This window comes from Microcoleus sp. T2B6, assembly GCF_036700475.1.
Classification (GTDB): Bacteria; Cyanobacteriota; Cyanobacteriia; order Cyanobacteriales; family Microcoleaceae; genus Microcoleus.
This window is the reverse complement of sequence record NZ_JAUBOZ010000015.1, coordinates 38,343-54,261: the sequence shown is the minus strand read 5'-3', so window position 1 is coordinate 54,261 and position 15,919 is coordinate 38,343. Positions and strand designations below refer to the sequence as shown.

The window sequence follows — 15,919 nt, the reverse complement described above, 5'->3', positions numbered from 1 at the left end:
ATTGGTATAACAGATTTGATGTCAGTTAATCAATAGGTTTTGCACAATTCTCAAGCACTCTCAAACAGCGCCACTAATTTTTTTGCCTCTAAATCAACATTGTGTTGTTGAGCAACTCTCTCGGCTCCTGTTTTCCCCATTTGTTCTAGCTTTTCTAGAGGTGCTTCCAGTGCCGCGCGCATTGCTACGGCTAATGCTTCGGCGGAACCGGGAGGAACTAACCAACCGCAAACACCGGGTTCTACGAGCTCCGGGATGCCAGCAACATAAGTGCTAATTACGGGCCGATTGAGAGCGAGGGCTTCCATAATTACGACGGGCAAACCTTCAGCAAAACTAGGCAATACCATTGCCCGTGAAGCTAAAATCTCTTGCTGAACTCGATCGCCACTGGCCCAGCCGGTAATTTCTATATGATTTTGCAGGCCGAGTTGCTGAATCTGCTGTTCAATATCCGATCGCAGCGGCCCGTCTCCTACGAGTACCAACTTAAACTCTAAGCCTTGAACTGCTAGCAAGTTAGCAGCTTCTAGCAATAATAAATGACCTTTTTGTTCGCTGAGCCTCCCTATGCAAGCTAAGCGGGGTGCTGCGGGTATGGGGACGTAGGGTGCAGCTAAAAATGCAGCATCTACGCCGCAGTGTATGACGTGAATTTTTGACCAAAAAGTGCGATCGCACCACCGAAAAAGCTGACTTTTACCGAAGGAACTAACTGCTGCTACAAAGGTCGATCGCTTAATTTTTTCGTCTAAGGAAAGAAGTGTGGCTTTATCAAATTCTTCAGGGCCGTGAACGGTGAAACTGTAAGTCGGGCCGCCAAGCACGCGGCACAGCATTGCAACTGTTGTCGAATTTGTCCCGAAGTGAGCGTGAACGTGTGCTGTACCCGATTCTGCAAACCAATTTAAAAGAATGCAAGCTTCTGCTAAATAAGCTAGATGCAGCAAAATCCCCCGTTCCGAGTGCCAGCCAACTTGAAATGTTAGGCGCAAAGCTTCGATGAATCGAATGGGTCTAGTTGCGGCAAGGCGGAGCAAACCCCACGCTAACCCCTGTACACCAACTCCTAAGATTACTTGAGTCAATTCTTGCTCTAGTTTGTCGGCCTCATCAACGAGTTCTGACTTGGACGATCGGATCGAAAAGCGTGCGACTTTCAGGCCGCAATTTTCAACGGCTATAACTTCTCTGCGGATAAAGCTGTGGCTGACTTTGGGATATAGGTTGACTAAATAAGCGATGTTCATGAACGGGGAGAAACTTTTATGGTAAAACTCTATATTAGTTTAGCCTTTAATCGATCGAAGTCTAGACAGGATTTGGGGTGGGGTTATTTATTCTGTTATGTTTTGATGGATTGGTTCGCGATTTAAGATAAGGGCATCAATGGTTTTATAAACACTGAAAGGCATAGCGACTTCCCAAGTAAAAAAATCTGTTTTTTGTCAGGGATTGTCTCAGCTTAATTATAGGGGGCTAAATTCTAGCCACCTACTTTGTCAGGTGGCTAGAAAAAAATGCAAGATTACGAATTGGCTAAGCAAAGTTGTTGCCGAAGTTCTGGGGGAATCGCTTCAAAATGCTCTAACAGAAAATTCATCAAGGCGAGGTGACGCAAGTCGTGCAGTTGGGGATGGCGGTGCTTGCGTCCCCTGGTAAACCAGCGACGCACAGTAGAAAGCGATCGACAGCAAATGAGAGCTAGAGCTTCTTGCGGGACATCCCATTTTGCGTAGAATTGCTGCGGAGTCATCGCCAGTTGACAGTCAGCGTAAAGCTGAATGATTCGTTTTTCCCGATCGGTAATCGGGCGAGGCGTCAAAGAATGGTGTATCATAGAGGTGATTTTTTAATTTTGAATCGGCCAGTGCCCAATTTGCGGCGCTGGCTTTTGTTTTTGGGGGCTTTGTTTTTTGGCGCGATCGCACTTGACAATCGCCTAGCTAAGCCTTACTCTAACAATATACAACTTAAAATTGTAAAATGTCAACAACTTAATCTGTGTTTTTAGATTCTGCCCTAAAGCTGAAACCAGCTACTTCGGCGACTAAATTCAGATGTTTTAGCGTGGAACGAGCTGGTGACTGTCCGTTCTCCCATTTACTTACAGTCCTCTGGTCAACCCCCAACCGTTCTGCAAATTCTGCTTGTGTCAACCCCATATGGAGACGCAATGCGTTGATGAGTTCGCCATTCCACTGCACCCGATCGCCCGCCTGCTGAACCTGAATTTTCTGGATTAACTTGCGAAATGTTACCCGTTGTGCGTCGAAATCGACTGTTTCCACCCGATATCCTGCCTCCATCCAAGCGGTAGCTTGCAGAGCGCCCTTTTTGCGGTTGCTCCACCAAGCTTGTTGAGTGCGTGCGGAAGGGGGGAGGGCGTTGTTTAGTAATGCCTCTATTTCGGCGAAGTTGAGGGTTACTTCGTCGAGATGGCGATTTTCGCGCAGATAATCTAAGAGCGACTGGTACTTGCTGCCCTCCTTCATGCGGTGTTTTGTGAGGTTTTCAGATATAGAATGCCACAAATCGGGTGAAGGGCAAAATAGCAGCGCGCGATCGCTTTTTTATTTAGGCGCTCGCTTGCGACAGAGGAATCGGAGCAAAAAGAGCTGGTTGGCGATCGTTTCGCGGAATGAGAGCAATTTGGACATCATAGCCTAACTCATTGGCATATTCCGCCAGAGTTTTCAACTCTATGCGATCGCGCGTTCCCTCAATTTGAGATATCCTTCCAGGGCTTTTTTGCACTTCGCGAGCCATTTCTCTAACTGTCAATCCGCGAGAGTTGCGAATTTTTTGCAGCAATTCTCCCAAACTATCTAAAATGAGAAAATATTCTAATTTTTGTTGTAATTCCTCTGCCGTAGTAGGTTTGAGAGTTTCAGGAGGATTGACATCTACCATTGCTTCTGGTTCGGCTAGGAGTGCCGCCAATAAATCGCTTGCTTTGCCATCAATTTTTGTCATATTTTTTACCTCGGTTAGTTTATACTAACACTTGTATGCCATTCCGCGCTGCTTGGATAACTTCGGCTGTCCAATTTAGGAATGCAGCACTAGCAGCATCTTCTGTTTTGCACTCAGCGCGACAGAGAGCAAATTCTGTGTGAGAAATTTGGAAAAAATAACTCGTGCGCCACCTTCTTCTGCCCGAGATTTGAGTTCGTAAATCGGCCCTCCTAAATGCTTTTTGTATCTGCAATTCATACCGTTGGCTTGTAAATCCGAAATCATTTCGATGGCTTTTTTCAAGCAGCTATGCTTGCTGAGTTTCGCCAACTCCAGCAAGTCTGTCAGAATTTGGGGCCGTATTCCTGGTGGATCGTTGGGATGGATGGTGTTGTAAGTTTTATAGGACATTGGTTTAGTCTAAGCTAAACGCTTTGTTTAGTCAAGGCTAAACAAATGTGTCGTGAAAATGCAAGATTACGAATTGGGCAAGCAAAGTTGTTGCCGAAGTTCCGGGGGAATAGCTTCATCATGCTCTCAGAGAAAATTCATCAAAGCCAAGTGACGCAAGTCTTGCGGTTGGGGATGGCGGTGGTTGCTTCCTCTGGTAAACCAGCGACGGACGGTAGAGACCGATCGACAGCAAATTAGGGAGATCCTGCGAGATCCTTTGGTGCTGAGTTCCCCAAATCGCACATTCTTCCTAAGCTGACGCGATCGCCCTTGACCGAATGGAGGATTGGGAAAGGGCGATCGCGCGTTTAAAAAAGTGTGGGAAGCAATTAGGTCGATGGATTAAAGTCCCCTTGCGGGGAAGAGGTGAAAACTGAATCAACTGTTCAATCACCATACTAGAGGCGTGTTTCCATCCCCTTGCGGGGTAAGTTGAAAGACTTGTTGAAGTCTTTGGAAAATTTTCACTCTCCAGTCTTCTAAAGAATAGCTGTCATTTTGATAAAAGTCAAGCCCTTCTCTGCAAAAAAGAGCCGGATGATTATAATCTCCCGAACTCTTTTTTGTTGTCGATACTATTGAGTATTACTTACTCGAACTGAGCAAGAACGATTTCCTTGTCAGGGAAATTAGCGACTAATTTTAGACTCCCACCAAGAGCTTGGATGTAGCCATAGAGGGCAGATACTTGAATATCCTCTGGGCTATCCAAATCAGAAAAAGTGGAATCAAAATTGCTGAGTTCTTTTTCCAGTTCCTCATCTGCATAACCCAACGACTTTAGCTGTTCCAAAAAGGTAAGATGAAGTAAGGCGAGTTGAACTCGCTTTTCAATTTTTGCCCTTCGCTCTGGCTTCATCCGCTCTCGTAATACACTAAAAGACTTTGTTCTCATATCTCATATCAACTTGTGTCCACTTTCAGCTCCTTATGGTGGTGAGGAGTGTGCAATTTACAGAAATGCTTTATTCTGATATCTACCCTTCTTCCCTAAGCTCTTCTAACAGTTGGTCATAGAGCCGATCTGCTGTCGGTACATTTTTCTTATACCAGCGATCGTTACCAGTTTTGTCGCCTCCTAAAAGGAGTACCGCAACCTTCCGGGGATCGAAGGCATACAAAATCCGGTATGGCTTCGTTTTATGTTGTACCCGAAGTTCTCGCATACGTCCGTGACGAGAGCCCTCGATACCTGAACTGTGAGGAAAGCCAAGAGTCGTTCCTTTTTCTTCTAGGAGCCGAACTTTGACAGCAATAGAATCTTGCGTTTCTGCATCAAGTGTTTCCCACCACCGCTCGAATTCGTCAGTGAACTCAATCTCCACCATGTTATTTTCCTTTTTCTTGTTAAATACGTTCTATCTGGCGCTTGAAAAGTTGATTCAGTCGCTCTAGCTGGAGCTTGAAGAGTTGATTCAGGTAAGTTAAGGCGTTTCAACCTATACATACATTTGTTTCCTATGTTAAGTATCAAAATTTACAAGGTTTAGAGTTTAAACTCTGAGCCTACCATTCATATTACACTATATATTACAGTCTGAACACGCTCGGTATCGCTCGATATTTGGCATTGCTAAAGCGAGAGGATGAAATCCGCAGAGACAACCCCCTCGTTGTTTTCCGAAACTCTGACAAAGTAGGCACGAAACACGACCCTTACGCCAAAATCATCCAGCCTTCAGGAAGGCTCAATATTTTTATTCACAGCATTTGACTTTTCTAAGACTGCCATCCTCCTTAAGGTCTAAAATTTCCACCTTAACCGTTTGTCCTTCAGAGAGGGATTGTGCTTTTTTTGGTTCTTTTTCAGTTAGCCTGATAGTTCCCAGAATTTCATATGTCACCTTGTTTCCTTTTACAGCAGTAACTTTGGCTTCGACAATTTGACCCACTGCAAACTCATGACTGCCGATCGCCTTAGCAATTTCAACTTGTCTCGCTGACTCTACAACTGGGGCGACAACTTCTCCAATCGGCCCTGCTTCTTTGTAGTAACGCATCAAACGAGATGCCCAACCTAAAATTTGCAGCAAAGTGCTAGCATCCCCTTGAAATCCTTTGAGACAATCGCTACAAGCTTTGTCGATGCTGCGGTAATAATCTGTGGTTTTGCCACTGTGTCCGATTTGTCTGCCATTACCGACTAGGGTTTTAAGATACTTGAAAAACCGGGAATTGGCATCAGCTTGATTTTGATTAACTGCATTGCGGAGATAGGCGATCGCCTTTCCAAATTCATTTACATCGGTTTGTTCTTTAACTAAAGTTTGAGCGATCGCGTGGGCAATTTTCCACTGGTTTTCGGTCAAAGATTCAGTCACTAATTCAGTATTCGACATCTTTAATACATTCCTGTTGGAGGTTCGCGATCGGTCGGATATTTCAACACTTCAGCTAGTTGTTGCAATTGAGTTGCTTGCACTAAACTAGAATGAGCAGCTTGAATATTTTTTTGCATAAATTGTTGCAATTTTGTGCCTGTCATGCTGTCAGATTCTGGAGGATTGTAGGAGGAATAGCGATCGCGCAAATCTCCCTTATTCTGCAACACCCTTGCTGCTGTTACCTCCACAGTCATTGTTCCCATGCCGATCGGCTTCCCGCCGCCTACCTTGAGGGCGATCGGATACTTTGGATCTTGCCCCAACACAATCAAAAGCGTTCCTAACTCTGCTGCTGTTAAGTTTTTGAATTGTATCTGTGTTTGGAAAGTATACTCTTTAGCCGCTTGCTGAACGGTAATTCCTTGATTTTGACCTTTGTCGATCGCCCGAATTGTGTGATAGTAAAACTTGCGCCCTGCTACGTTGCCTCTTGCGTCAAAATATGCTCGTCTTTGATCGGGACGGGGACGATATAAAGATGGCATAAATCCCGTAGCAAAGCCTGTATTTTCGCATTTAGCATCGCTGAATTCAATTAGCCCTTGCCAATCTAAGGCACCGAATACTTGACAGGCAGGACAAATTTTAACTAGGTTTTTTTTTCGGTCTAGTTTACATTCGGAATATCCATCGGGAATTGTGTTTCTATCTGCTTTTGTTTTACAGATGCAACTTATAGTAATGGCTTCGTATGCTGACCGGATGCAGCCTTTGAGTGAACTACCTTGAATTGATAATTTTTGGTCAACATTTTGAACCATTGTTTTGATTAAAGGCACGCGGCTGCCTATGTCGCTACCCATGACAACTACGCCTGTAGAGACGTGCAAAGTAGTCTGAACTTTCAGAGTTAGAAACAAAGTTCCGTGCAGGCGATCGCCCAAATATTGGTGATGTCCGGTCGGAGGATTTTTTGGCGGTCGTTCCTTGGGGAAACTAATTAATTCATAAGGTTTAGGTTCTCCAGTTTCAGCGGAATTATTATTAGAAACCGGACTACTTGGCGGCGGTGTAGAACGTCGGGGCTTGGGTGGGAGATTTGTAGTCATGTTAACTCCTGACTGTGAGGGCGACAAAATGAACGGTAGCAGTTCTTTTTTCTTGAAAGTATCGCTGACCTATGCTAATATTGTTAGAGAGAATTTTTTCATCATTTTCTCCTTTATAGACAAAAGTTTTAGGGAATTTTGGTTCGTCAAGGGGGTGAAAGTAAGCCGTGCGCTCGCAAATTTGCCACTCGCAATCTTTATCGATCGGCTCAAATCCTTCTAAATCGGCTTCAACTCGACTCAGCAGTAACGCTTGATATGCACTTCCCTGCTTTTTCCAGCGCAATTCGCGATCGGCATTAAACATTTGCCCTTCAAAACCGGGAAATTCTTGGGGTAAGTTCATACAAATGCCGCTGACTGCGTGGGGCGATCGCACAAAATAATAACTTTTCTCAGTTGCTAATTTGTCTAACAACTCTTTAACTTCATCTTGTGACAAACCCGATCGAACGTATACAAAACCTTTCTTCATGCTGCGGCACCTGTTAAAAGCTTACTCCAAGCACAAACTGCACATTTAAATAAATTCGGTACACCAGTCTCACCGTCCCCTTGCCATTTTAGCTGCACTCCAAAACCTAAATCCATCGGTTCAGCAGCAATAGGGGTTTGTTCGCGATCGGGTTGAGAAAAGCCATAATTTGCGGCTTCTTCAGTGTCTAAAAATTCTCCTGCACCCAGCAAGAAAGCCTGTCCCCATCGACCGGGTTTGACTATTTGTTGAATTTGGCGATTATCTTCATCTAATTTACAACCGGGATATTGAACTACGGCTTCGTTATATTTGACTGTCACCGTCCCCAAACCGCGAGATTTGGCAAAACCGATTCCAAACCAGCCATCATTTAAGTCTCGCAAAACTAAGCCAATCAAGCCTAATTGTGCTAAGGAAAAGTTTTTGAGATGTATTTTAGTGCGAAATTCTCCGGCGGTGCAGACTTGGTAGTTAAAGGGGCCAACGGCTACGGAACCGAAAACGCGATCGATCGCGACTCCATTGCGTTCTTGAATTTTGAGCTGTTTCTTATCAATTGGGTGAGCATCTTGGATTCTAAGTCTGCTAGCAATTGAAGTGTTGCCGAAAATGCGATCGGTAAAAGAAGAGAACTTGTAAATATCGCTGGATGATTTATTTTTCAAGTAATCATGCTTGTCATTCAATGGATCGTTAGCCCAGAGAACTTTCGGATCGTTAGGATTACTATCTCTTCCTAGGGTTCTGACAATTCTCTCAGCATGAGCGCGAATAGCACCTTTCAAACTGCTTCCCGGTAGATAAATTGACTTCCCTCCTGCGTGGTAAGTCTCGACAAATTCCATATCTGGTTTCGTTGGATCGGCTCCTTCTTTACCAGATTTGATGAGAATTGGGCCGTCGGGAATGAGAGTTAAGTCAATTGTACAGTGGTTGACAAGTCGTTTGTGCATAGTTTAGTAGGTCTAGGGATAGTTTAAGATTAAGCCGTTACTAACTGATTTAGCTGAACTTCACACTGTTGGAAAACATAGTTAACGGCAGCAAAGAGTGGATCTAGCTGTTCTATTAAATAGCGGTTAACATTTTTTGTAAAAACTGTTTCTTCCAATTTACCAAACTCCCAATCCTTGCCGTTGGAAACAATACCAAAAATTATTACGTGAAGTTCATTGTTAAGTCGCTGTGCTGCAAACATTTCAGCTAGGCACTGCGCCCAACCTTCATCGAACTTGTCTTGCTTGGCCTCAACTAATAGAAAATAAGGCTTGCCAAACACAAATTTTCCTAAAGGGGAGCGTTTAGTCAAAATATATTCAGGAAAACCACACAGATTCTGGTCGTAAGTAAGAGACTTATGGCTCCATAAAACAAACTTAGTATAATAAGATTTCCAAACTTCTTTGAGAACTGGATAGATCAAATTTTCGCACACAGCAAACTCTGAATTGTCCACAACTGCTTCCCGCATCATAAATGCTAAGTCTTCCCGAAAATAGTCAGGGATACTAAATGCAGTTTCTCCCATAAAATTAGCTTCAGTGTAAGTAATCTGAAACTCTTGGAGAACTTCACCGATATCTTTATAATTGCTGAAACTCATATTGACCTCCTGTGTGGGATGTTTAGTTTTAGCCTTGAACTATTTGAGTTGGAGATGATTGAGAAGTTTTATTTTTCAGGAGTTTATCGATCAGCTTTTGTACCCAGTCATCTTTATAATCGGCTGCATCTTCATAAGCCGTTTCATCTCCCATCACTAACTTTTTTAAGTATTCTAACAAAAATTCGGGATGGTCTTCGACATCAATCCAGCGCATCTTATCAATTTCTAGTTTAACCACTCCTAAGCCGCGCGATCGCCCTCCTCCGAGAGGTATTTGTTCGGTCTCAAATTGATGCAAACCAATCATTAATAAACCCAATTCCCAATCATGAGCATTTTCAACTACTGCTTTAAAATCAAAGGGAGTTGCGGCGGGGACAACTTGGTAGTCGTAAAGTTTGCCATCGGCGGCGGTTTCTGTGTCTCTGTCAATGGCTACGCCATCTCGTTCTTGATATTGCCCGAACCACGCATCGGGTTGTACAGTTAAGTCGCGAACTTGAAATTTGCTGGCCATCCAAGGAGTGCCAAATAAACTGCCAATATCGTCTGTTATTTTGATGAGCTCTTGTGTTAGCTCAAAGTCATTATTCTTGTGTTCATTTTTCAAATCTTTGACTTGATTGTTTCTAATTGAACTTGTGTAGTTAGCCGGATCTTCGGCTAGATTTGGGTCGATACCTCGGAGGAAGCTCTCTAAGCGCGATCGTAGTGCACCTTTAAAGCTTGAACCGGGAATCAAAGGTCTACCCAAAGCATCTTTGATTACAGGTAGATCGGAGCCAGTGGGTTCGGTCGATCGACCTTTACTAATGCGTAATGCGGTTACAGTTATGAGCGTTCCTGTGATTTCCAGTCGGTTTTTGAATGTGTCAAACATTTCTTCTTTGCCTAATTTAATTTGTTTCTTTTCCTTCTACATAATCATGAGTTCCATAATATCGCAGAGTTAGATTTCCATTTGAGACTTTACAACTAACTCGCCAATGTATTCCAACATAAAAATGATAAACTTCTTTTTCTTTTGCTCCTTTGTAGGGAGAATAACTAACTGATTTCACTAAATCTCTAGTATCACCGTTAGATTCTTCGAGTAAGCCCGAAACTTTAGCCAATGTTTCTTGGAGTTTAACCTTTTCTTGTGCCGTACTAATGTTGTTATAGTCTCTGGGAAACCTATTTTCGTCGTAAGATAGCCTGGGAAACTCTTGTAACTTCTGTGACAAAAACTCATCTTTACACTGATTCCAAATAAGCTGTCCCCAATTAGAAATGGTCATTTTGCCATCAATTTCTGCAATCATAGCTTCTGGAATGTTTTTTGTTTTTGATGGAAGTAGCCCAGCACCAGCATCGAGTAATGCTAGAGTAGGTACATGATCTGTCAGCCGGGAATAATCTACGGTTATGGGTAAGCGAGGTATAGTAATTAAATTTGAGCTCGCTCCTTCAAAAACATAGATAATTTTATCGGCATAAAACATCCCCATTGTATTCATACATCCTTGCAATGCTTTAAATCCACCTACCAAATTGAAATAGATTTCATAGTTTTTTTCCTTGTCTTCCTTTACTCGTCTATCAAGCCAATCTAGTAAATTGTCAATTCCCTGATTGAAAACTTTATTATCTGCTGTTGAAAGTTTTTCAGGTGTATACACTTCAACACTAATTTTTCGATCCCGTAAAAATTTTTCAACAATATTTGCTGTAACTTGTCCCTGTGCTGTATCTGTAGTAATTAGAACATGATGGTCTAGCTTACCGTTTTCTAGTTGATCATTATACAATCCATAAATACCATTCAGTTCAGCACTCGCTTCTTTAATTCCGATTGTATTAACTTCATTGAGTTTGGTTTCAGCACTCTGCTTTAAGCTTTTAATTATCTTATCAATATCCGAACCCTTTTCAAGGTTTTTTTCAGTTAGATTAGCATTATCCTGCAAGCAAAAATACCAATCTGATTGAGACTTTTTATTACTATTAATTTGATTAGTAAGTAAACTTGTACCAACAGTTGAAATGACTAAGCGACGTATCTCTTTATCTTTAGTAGACATAAATTTTTCTCCTAATTTTTGAGCGCTCGATCTTGATGTCTGTTTAACTTTCTTGACCTAAATTTTTCTCTCCTACCATTGCTGTATGCTCTCGTGCTAGATAGCCTAGATAGAGCTGTGCAATTTTGAGATGAATATTTCTTTCTATTCTCTCCCGATTCTGAGTATCGGTCAGGTAAGATTCCAGAGGATTACTTTTAGGTAGATTCTTTCTCATTTTTTGTAATATCTTTGTAACGTCCTCATTTAATTTGTCAAGTTCTTTAACTAATGCTATCGCAAACATATCTTCCTCGTTGAGGATTTTCCAGATAGGACTAGAATCTTTGCGACCTATCTGATAGCGAATGTAGTTTTTGATAACTTCAAGGGAAGAACTGGAATCAGTAGCAACAGCCAGAACATTTTTGAAGGGAGATTTTTTATCTTTTGTGGCAATGGAGAATTTTTTAGCTATCCTGTTTACTTTTTCAATTATTGCGTCCATCTGGTTACTGATTTCTCGCTCAATTCTGAGTTCTAATTGTTCTTGTAAGGATATATCTAAAATTTCTAACATATCTACACTGCCTCCTCTCTAAATATATTATGAAACTGGTTGCAAATTTTAATTTGTCCGAAACCTTCGCAAGTGCGATCGCCCAATCCCCTCATTTCCAACTCTCCCAATCTCTTAATCCAAAGCTCTGGTTGAGTTGTACTGAACAAATAAACCGCTCCTTTCGTGGTAATCAACTCTACATCTTTCATCAACCCCCAGCCCGCATTCCAACCAGACATAAAATCATAACTGCTATAAGCCGCCTCCAAATGCAAAGATTTATCTTGAGCTTCAACCCCTGCAAACTGGTGCAACATCTTTTTGGATATTACAGTGGTACGCAGCCAATTTTCAGTCAGTATAGCATCGGATTGCAAGTCCAGGGTGAAGTAAGTGCGGTTTGCTGGTGACTCTTGAATAGGATTGCCAAAAACTTCCCATTTGTACCAACGATCTTTTAGCTTTTGATTGAATTTAGTGATGCGATCGCTCACATCTATCTTAGCATCAATAGGCTCTTTTGTCTCAATTTCAACTTTCCCCAATCCTCGGGAAGTCGAACCGCCTAACCGAAAGCTTTGATGGCGTCGATCGATAAAATTCCGCAGAGATTCTGCTAAATCCTGTTCCACTAAAATCGCACCTAGATAGTAAACAGGATCTTGTTTGGTTTCCTGAGATTCATTCAAAACCTCCAGACTGTAAAGTATTTCTTCCTCAGATGTAGCCCTGCGACGATTAATCCCCACTCGCGTTAGTAGGCGTTTGTTGACCTTAAGACTGTGATACATATCGTCGAATTTACCATAAAAAGTAATGCCAGCAGAATCAACTCTCCCTCCATCTTTTGGGCAATTTGGATCGTAGGGATATCCATAAGATTCAGCACAAAAGCGATCGATTAAAGTGTCAAAAACGCCATTTCTTTCTGGATCGTCCTCTTCCTCTTTGAAACCCGGCTTATTTTTAGAACTAAGTGCTGTTGCAGGTAAAACTCCATATTCTTCAAATGTATCTTTAGAGACTAGATCGCCATCAAATATCAGTGCTGGATAAGCATTTTGAAAAATTGCGGGATTTTCACTCAAGAATAAAGCTTGAAAATCGCCGCCATTTTTGGTCAAATCAGTCGATAGCCCATTTGATAGATCCAAAATCTGAGCAGCCACAGCACCCCGAATCACCGTACCTGGAATATAGTCCACAGCCTCGCTAATCGAACCACCCGGTTTCTGACGGGCGATCGCCAAAGGAGACAAAACCTTAATTTCCAGTTCAATTCGCTGCATTTTCCCCTCCCTTCGCTAGACAATCCCAATCTGCATCAGTAACTTCAAAATTCGGTAAAGTTTCCCAACTCAGCCATCCCAAACCAGCCGATTTACTTCCACCTAATGCGTGAATGTGCTTGAAACCCGCCAATATCAAAGGTTTGGCATAATCGGGACAATTTGGTAACAGATGAATTTGACCCTCAAACCTCAGTGAAGCATGAGGTGGAGAAGTCTCTAAAAAGTAAAGTTTGTTTTCTTCCGCGGTGCGACGGCGGCGATTCATTGTGACTCCCGGACGTATAAAATCAGCTAAATTTTCCGGATTTTCCGTACAAATTAAATCTTCAAAAATTACCCGCGATGGCAAAACAGGATCGCCGAAAATTTGACTAATCAAACAGTGATAAGTCTCATTATATCCTAAAACTTCGTATTCGCTGCGCTTAAATTTATCCGGTGCATTTTCTCGGCGAATTACCATGTTTCCAGGACTAGGAGACTCGGAAATCTCCCAACCCAAGCCTCTAGCAATTTTCTCGCATTCGTGGCGGAGGCGACCTTTGATTTGAGAACCGGGAATTAACAGATTTCCTTCTGAATTGCGGACAATTGGTTTATCTGCAAGGGAACCGGAAGAACCGCCCGCGCCTACACACAAAGCTGTATCAATTACTGCTGTAAGTGTGTAAGGCTCAATTGACCTTGATAAATTCGTGAGAACAATCATGATTCAACCTCCGCATCTACCGATATTTCTGAACTAAATTGGGAATCTTCTAATTCAATGAAATCGTAAATATCTACAATTTCTCGCCAGATGGTTTCATATACGGTTCGTTTGTTTTCCTCTATCACAGACATCCAGGGAGCTAGATTACCATTATTTTCGGGATCTTTTGGTTTGCACCAAGCTTCTTCAAACTCTTTTTTAAGTATTTCTGAATTACCATCTTTGAGTCTGGTTCGGAAATAGCGGTAGTTGAGAATTGTTGTGTTTTTCCCTTGTTCTAGGAAACTGCGAATTTGGTAGAGTTGCGATTTGGGAAATTCAGCTTTTTTCAAGGCTTTGACAGACTCAATCAATCCACCAATTTCATGCAAAGTGTACGGTGCGGCGTACAACTTAAGTTCTTGAGGACTGTCTTTGGTTAATGCTTTCTTGCGGAAGTCCTCGATGCTAGATGAAAGCGCAGTTACAGATTTCATCACAAAAAAATCCACTGTACCTCCACAGTATCCGTGCTGTTTTAAATCTTTAGCACGTTTTTTGGCTGACTTGAGCAATTGTTCGTAAAGTTTTTTTGCGTAGTAAATAGGAGTTTTATAGTCGGCAATCAACACGCCGATAGATGTACTTAATTGACAATTAGTAGTTCCTGCATTTTGACTTAAGTAGCGGTGACACTTACTGAGATCGATAGGTTTTTCTGATGGCTGAGTTTGATAGTCACCTTTGATTTCCACATTGGGTATCTGAACTTGTCTGAGCAAAATTTGTTCAAACTGTTCTCCGATGGTTTTGGCGATCGCCAATGCCCGATCTGCTGGCACAATCAAGATAATATCATCGCCACCAATAGTAATAATCTCAAAGGGATGAATCCAAGCGCCATCTGGAAGAGTCGATTCTGACTTGTTATTTCCTTTAAGTTCGCGAGGTTGAAGATGCTCAGCTAAGGCTTGAAAAACAGCATATCTAGTGGCATTGTCAACATCTTCGCTAAAATCTTGATATTCTTGGGGAGTGGTAATTTTTTGAATGTAGCCTCCCATGTTATTGCCGTCGGCATAGATGTAGGCTACAAAGCCATTACTCACACTGCCAAGCTGAGTTAAAGATTGAGCTATTTCAACGTCTTCAAGGTTGTTGTCCCCCCAGTATTTCTGAAGTTTTTCGCGATGGTTTTCTAAGAAATCCTCAAACTTGTCAACCCAACCTTCAATGACATCAGCAGCCCATTCTTTGTTTCTGTACCAATGAGTTTCTTTGATTTTCCCGTGCTTAGCCCGATCGCCCGCTTTGCGTTTGCGCGCAGAAACCTCAGAAAACCAAGGATTGCCCGGAAGACCTTTTTGATTGGGATTGTCGGGATTGTCTGTAGCGCGGGTAGTAGCCGATCGGCGATCGGCCTCATCCCTTTGCAAATAAGGGTGCGTTTCCAACATCGGCGGGTAGCGACGGCTGGGGCGATTTTCAAAGTCATTCCCACTGCGCCGCTGATTAAAAAGCACAGCCAATTTAGTAGTTAATTCATTAAAACTCTTGCGATTTGCAAAGGCCTCTTCCACACAAGATGGGTCAGCAATACAGGGTTCGTTTGGCTGTTTATCTAGCTTGCCAAAATAAGCCTCAACCAGCGGATTTTGATATTCTTGGCGGTATCGATCGAGCCAAAAGGTTTGTTCTATCGGGTCTCGCAGCAAACCAAATCGAATTTCTAAAAGCTTAAACGTATCTCCAACCGCGCATGAATTAGCAGTTAGGGTTACATAGGAATAGCGTTTTTCAATGGCATCAGCTAACTCATCCACAAAAGCTGCTGGACAGAAAGCTAAGATATTCCCACCAGTAGAATAAACAATCATTTCAGGAATCAAAGCTTCTGAAAGCTTAGGTTCACGCGGAAAGCTCTTATTTAGCCAGCTTTTTATTTCTGGCAAGTAAATATTGTAACGTTGAGATTCAGGACGTTTGTCAAAAAAAGCAGGTAAATCAACTAAGTTGATGCGGTCTAGCAGTGCGGATGCACCGCGAATATCTGGCAGTTTTGCGTCTTCAAATACATACTGCTTAACCTTAGTTACACCACCGTAAACTAAGCCAATTTTTCCCGGCTGATTCCACAAGTTCGGGTATTTATTTTGCAAATCAGTAATTGTTTCGGGAAACTCTTCTCTGGAAATTTTTTCTGGAATAGCGAGAAGTTCCCGAACCCGATCGACAATCTCTCTCACATTTTCCGGCACTTCCTCCCCAGAATTCAAAGCCCGTCGCATTTCCTGCAACACGCCGATCTCAAATGGAGGTTCGCGCCCCTCACCCCAAGCCAGACACCAAGCAATACCAGTCGCGATCGCACTCCAACAACTTTTCATATGCAAACCACTCCCAA

The 15,919-nt window shown here is 42.5% G+C and carries 19 protein-coding genes; 1 reads left to right on the top strand and 18 read right to left on the bottom strand.

Annotated features, from left to right (window positions below; genetic code table 11):
• Positions 1-50: 50 nt before the first annotated feature.
• From QUA00_RS09465 to QUA00_RS09445, 5 genes are all read right to left on the bottom strand, one after another.
• Positions 51-1,250 (bottom strand): glycosyltransferase, encoded by a 1,200-nt coding sequence (locus tag QUA00_RS09465; RefSeq protein WP_333143742.1) that lies wholly within the window; start codon positions 1,248-1,250, stop codon positions 51-53.
• 278 nt (positions 1,251-1,528) lie between these two features.
• Positions 1,529-1,840 (bottom strand): helix-turn-helix domain-containing protein, encoded by a 312-nt coding sequence (locus QUA00_RS09460; RefSeq protein WP_333409450.1) that lies wholly within the window; start codon positions 1,838-1,840, stop codon positions 1,529-1,531.
• 157 nt (positions 1,841-1,997) lie between these two features.
• Positions 1,998-2,495 carry a helix-turn-helix transcriptional regulator gene (locus QUA00_RS09455; protein ID WP_333106185.1) on the bottom strand — a complete coding sequence of 166 codons (498 nt, stop codon included), beginning with the start codon at positions 2,493-2,495 and terminating at the stop codon, positions 1,998-2,000.
• An 82-nt stretch (positions 2,496-2,577) separates the two neighbouring features.
• Positions 2,578-2,976, bottom strand: coding sequence for a helix-turn-helix transcriptional regulator (locus QUA00_RS09450; protein ID WP_333106184.1), 399 nt, complete (start codon positions 2,974-2,976; stop codon positions 2,578-2,580).
• Between the two features lie 75 nt (positions 2,977-3,051).
• Positions 3,052-3,369, bottom strand: a complete 318-nt coding sequence (locus tag QUA00_RS09445; protein WP_333341232.1) for a hypothetical protein — start codon at positions 3,367-3,369, stop codon at positions 3,052-3,054.
• Between the two features lie 45 nt (positions 3,370-3,414).
• Here QUA00_RS09445 and QUA00_RS09440 point away from each other — a divergent pair, with 45 nt between their 5' ends.
• Entirely contained in the window at positions 3,415-3,609 is a 195-nt protein-coding gene (locus QUA00_RS09440; protein WP_333409449.1) for a hypothetical protein, read from the top strand.
• Between the two features lie 391 nt (positions 3,610-4,000).
• On the opposite strand, the gene QUA00_RS09435 is transcribed toward QUA00_RS09440, so the two are convergent.
• The 13 genes from QUA00_RS09435 to cas10 all read right to left on the bottom strand — a co-directional run bounded on the left by QUA00_RS09435 (position 4,001) and on the right by cas10 (position 15,902).
• A complete protein-coding gene (locus QUA00_RS09435) occupies positions 4,001-4,270 on the bottom strand; it encodes a transcriptional regulator (RefSeq protein WP_333106181.1) in 270 nt (89 codons plus the stop codon).
• 118 nt (positions 4,271-4,388) lie between these two features.
• On the bottom strand, positions 4,389-4,739 hold the full coding sequence (locus QUA00_RS09430; RefSeq protein WP_333106180.1) for a type II toxin-antitoxin system RelE/ParE family toxin: 351 nt from the start codon (positions 4,737-4,739) through the stop codon (positions 4,389-4,391).
• Between the two features lie 369 nt (positions 4,740-5,108).
• Entirely contained in the window at positions 5,109-5,750 is a 642-nt protein-coding gene (locus QUA00_RS09425) for a hypothetical protein (RefSeq protein WP_333409448.1), read from the bottom strand.
• A 2-nt stretch (positions 5,751-5,752) separates the two neighbouring features.
• Positions 5,753-6,844: an RAMP superfamily CRISPR-associated protein gene (locus QUA00_RS09420; protein WP_333409447.1), complete on the bottom strand. Its 1,092-nt coding sequence runs from the start codon at positions 6,842-6,844 to the stop codon at positions 5,753-5,755.
• Between the two features lies 1 nt (position 6,845).
• Positions 6,846-7,319 carry a hypothetical protein gene (locus tag QUA00_RS09415; protein ID WP_333409446.1) on the bottom strand — a complete coding sequence of 158 codons (474 nt, stop codon included), beginning with the start codon at positions 7,317-7,319 and terminating at the stop codon, positions 6,846-6,848.
• Positions 7,316-8,275 (bottom strand): RAMP superfamily CRISPR-associated protein, encoded by a 960-nt coding sequence (locus QUA00_RS09410; RefSeq protein WP_333409445.1) that lies wholly within the window; start codon positions 8,273-8,275, stop codon positions 7,316-7,318. Before QUA00_RS09410 ends, QUA00_RS09415 begins: the two co-directional genes overlap by 4 nt.
• A 29-nt stretch (positions 8,276-8,304) precedes the next feature.
• On the bottom strand, positions 8,305-8,925 hold the full coding sequence (locus tag QUA00_RS09405; protein WP_333409444.1) for a hypothetical protein: 621 nt from the start codon (positions 8,923-8,925) through the stop codon (positions 8,305-8,307).
• Between the two features lie 28 nt (positions 8,926-8,953).
• Complete coding sequence (gene csx7, locus QUA00_RS09400; RefSeq protein WP_333309478.1) at positions 8,954-9,808, bottom strand: type III CRISPR-associated RAMP protein Csx7; 855 nt, start codon at positions 9,806-9,808, stop codon at positions 8,954-8,956.
• 16 nt (positions 9,809-9,824) lie between these two features.
• Entirely contained in the window at positions 9,825-10,991 is a 1,167-nt protein-coding gene (locus tag QUA00_RS09395) for a putative CRISPR-associated protein (RefSeq protein WP_333409443.1), read from the bottom strand.
• A gap of 43 nt (positions 10,992-11,034) precedes the next feature.
• Complete coding sequence (locus QUA00_RS09390) at positions 11,035-11,550, bottom strand: hypothetical protein (RefSeq protein ID WP_333309485.1); 516 nt, start codon at positions 11,548-11,550, stop codon at positions 11,035-11,037.
• A 2-nt stretch (positions 11,551-11,552) separates the two neighbouring features.
• Positions 11,553-12,821: a type III-D CRISPR-associated RAMP protein Csx10 gene (gene csx10 / locus QUA00_RS09385; RefSeq protein WP_333409442.1), complete on the bottom strand. Its 1,269-nt coding sequence runs from the start codon at positions 12,819-12,821 to the stop codon at positions 11,553-11,555.
• Positions 12,808-13,533, bottom strand: a complete 726-nt coding sequence (locus QUA00_RS09380) for an RAMP superfamily CRISPR-associated protein (protein ID WP_333106169.1) — start codon at positions 13,531-13,533, stop codon at positions 12,808-12,810. The genes csx10 and QUA00_RS09380 overlap by 14 nt, the downstream gene beginning before the upstream one ends.
• Positions 13,530-15,902 (bottom strand): type III-B CRISPR-associated protein Cas10/Cmr2, encoded by a 2,373-nt coding sequence (gene cas10 / locus QUA00_RS09375; protein WP_333409441.1) that lies wholly within the window; start codon positions 15,900-15,902, stop codon positions 13,530-13,532. The genes QUA00_RS09380 and cas10 overlap by 4 nt, the downstream gene beginning before the upstream one ends.
• Between the last annotated feature and the right edge of the window lie 17 nt (positions 15,903-15,919).

Bases quoted from the DNA above. Each gene is read 5' to 3' on its own strand.
- QUA00_RS09435 (WP_333106181.1), bottom strand. From the start codon at position 4,270: ATGAAGCCAGAGCGAAGGGCAAAAATTGAAAAGCGAGTTCAACTCGCC.
- QUA00_RS09445 (WP_333341232.1), bottom strand. From the start codon at position 3,369: ATGTCCTATAAAACTTACAACACCATCCATCCCAACGATCCACCAGGA.
- QUA00_RS09425 (WP_333409448.1), bottom strand. From the start codon at position 5,750: ATGTCGAATACTGAATTAGTGACTGAATCTTTGACCGAAAACCAGTGG.
- QUA00_RS09415 (WP_333409446.1), bottom strand. From the start codon at position 7,319: ATGAAGAAAGGTTTTGTATACGTTCGATCGGGTTTGTCACAAGATGAA.
- csx7 (WP_333309478.1), bottom strand. From the start codon at position 9,808: ATGTTTGACACATTCAAAAACCGACTGGAAATCACAGGAACGCTCATA.
- QUA00_RS09405 (WP_333409444.1), bottom strand. From the start codon at position 8,925: ATGAGTTTCAGCAATTATAAAGATATCGGTGAAGTTCTCCAAGAGTTT.
- QUA00_RS09465 (WP_333143742.1), bottom strand. From the start codon at position 1,250: ATGAACATCGCTTATTTAGTCAACCTATATCCCAAAGTCAGCCACAGC.
- QUA00_RS09450 (WP_333106184.1), bottom strand. From the start codon at position 2,976: ATGACAAAAATTGATGGCAAAGCAAGCGATTTATTGGCGGCACTCCTA.
- csx10 (WP_333409442.1), bottom strand. From the start codon at position 12,821: ATGCAGCGAATTGAACTGGAAATTAAGGTTTTGTCTCCTTTGGCGATC.
- QUA00_RS09390 (WP_333309485.1), bottom strand. From the start codon at position 11,550: ATGTTAGAAATTTTAGATATATCCTTACAAGAACAATTAGAACTCAGA.
- QUA00_RS09430 (WP_333106180.1), bottom strand. From the start codon at position 4,739: ATGGTGGAGATTGAGTTCACTGACGAATTCGAGCGGTGGTGGGAAACA.
- QUA00_RS09460 (WP_333409450.1), bottom strand. From the start codon at position 1,840: ATGATACACCATTCTTTGACGCCTCGCCCGATTACCGATCGGGAAAAA.
- QUA00_RS09420 (WP_333409447.1), bottom strand. From the start codon at position 6,844: ATGACTACAAATCTCCCACCCAAGCCCCGACGTTCTACACCGCCGCCA.
- QUA00_RS09410 (WP_333409445.1), bottom strand. From the start codon at position 8,275: ATGCACAAACGACTTGTCAACCACTGTACAATTGACTTAACTCTCATT.
- cas10 (WP_333409441.1), bottom strand. From the start codon at position 15,902: ATGAAAAGTTGTTGGAGTGCGATCGCGACTGGTATTGCTTGGTGTCTG.
- QUA00_RS09380 (WP_333106169.1), bottom strand. From the start codon at position 13,533: ATGATTGTTCTCACGAATTTATCAAGGTCAATTGAGCCTTACACACTT.
- QUA00_RS09440 (WP_333409449.1), top strand. From the start codon at position 3,415: ATGTGTCGTGAAAATGCAAGATTACGAATTGGGCAAGCAAAGTTGTTG.
- QUA00_RS09395 (WP_333409443.1), bottom strand. From the start codon at position 10,991: ATGTCTACTAAAGATAAAGAGATACGTCGCTTAGTCATTTCAACTGTT.
- QUA00_RS09455 (WP_333106185.1), bottom strand. From the start codon at position 2,495: ATGAAGGAGGGCAGCAAGTACCAGTCGCTCTTAGATTATCTGCGCGAA.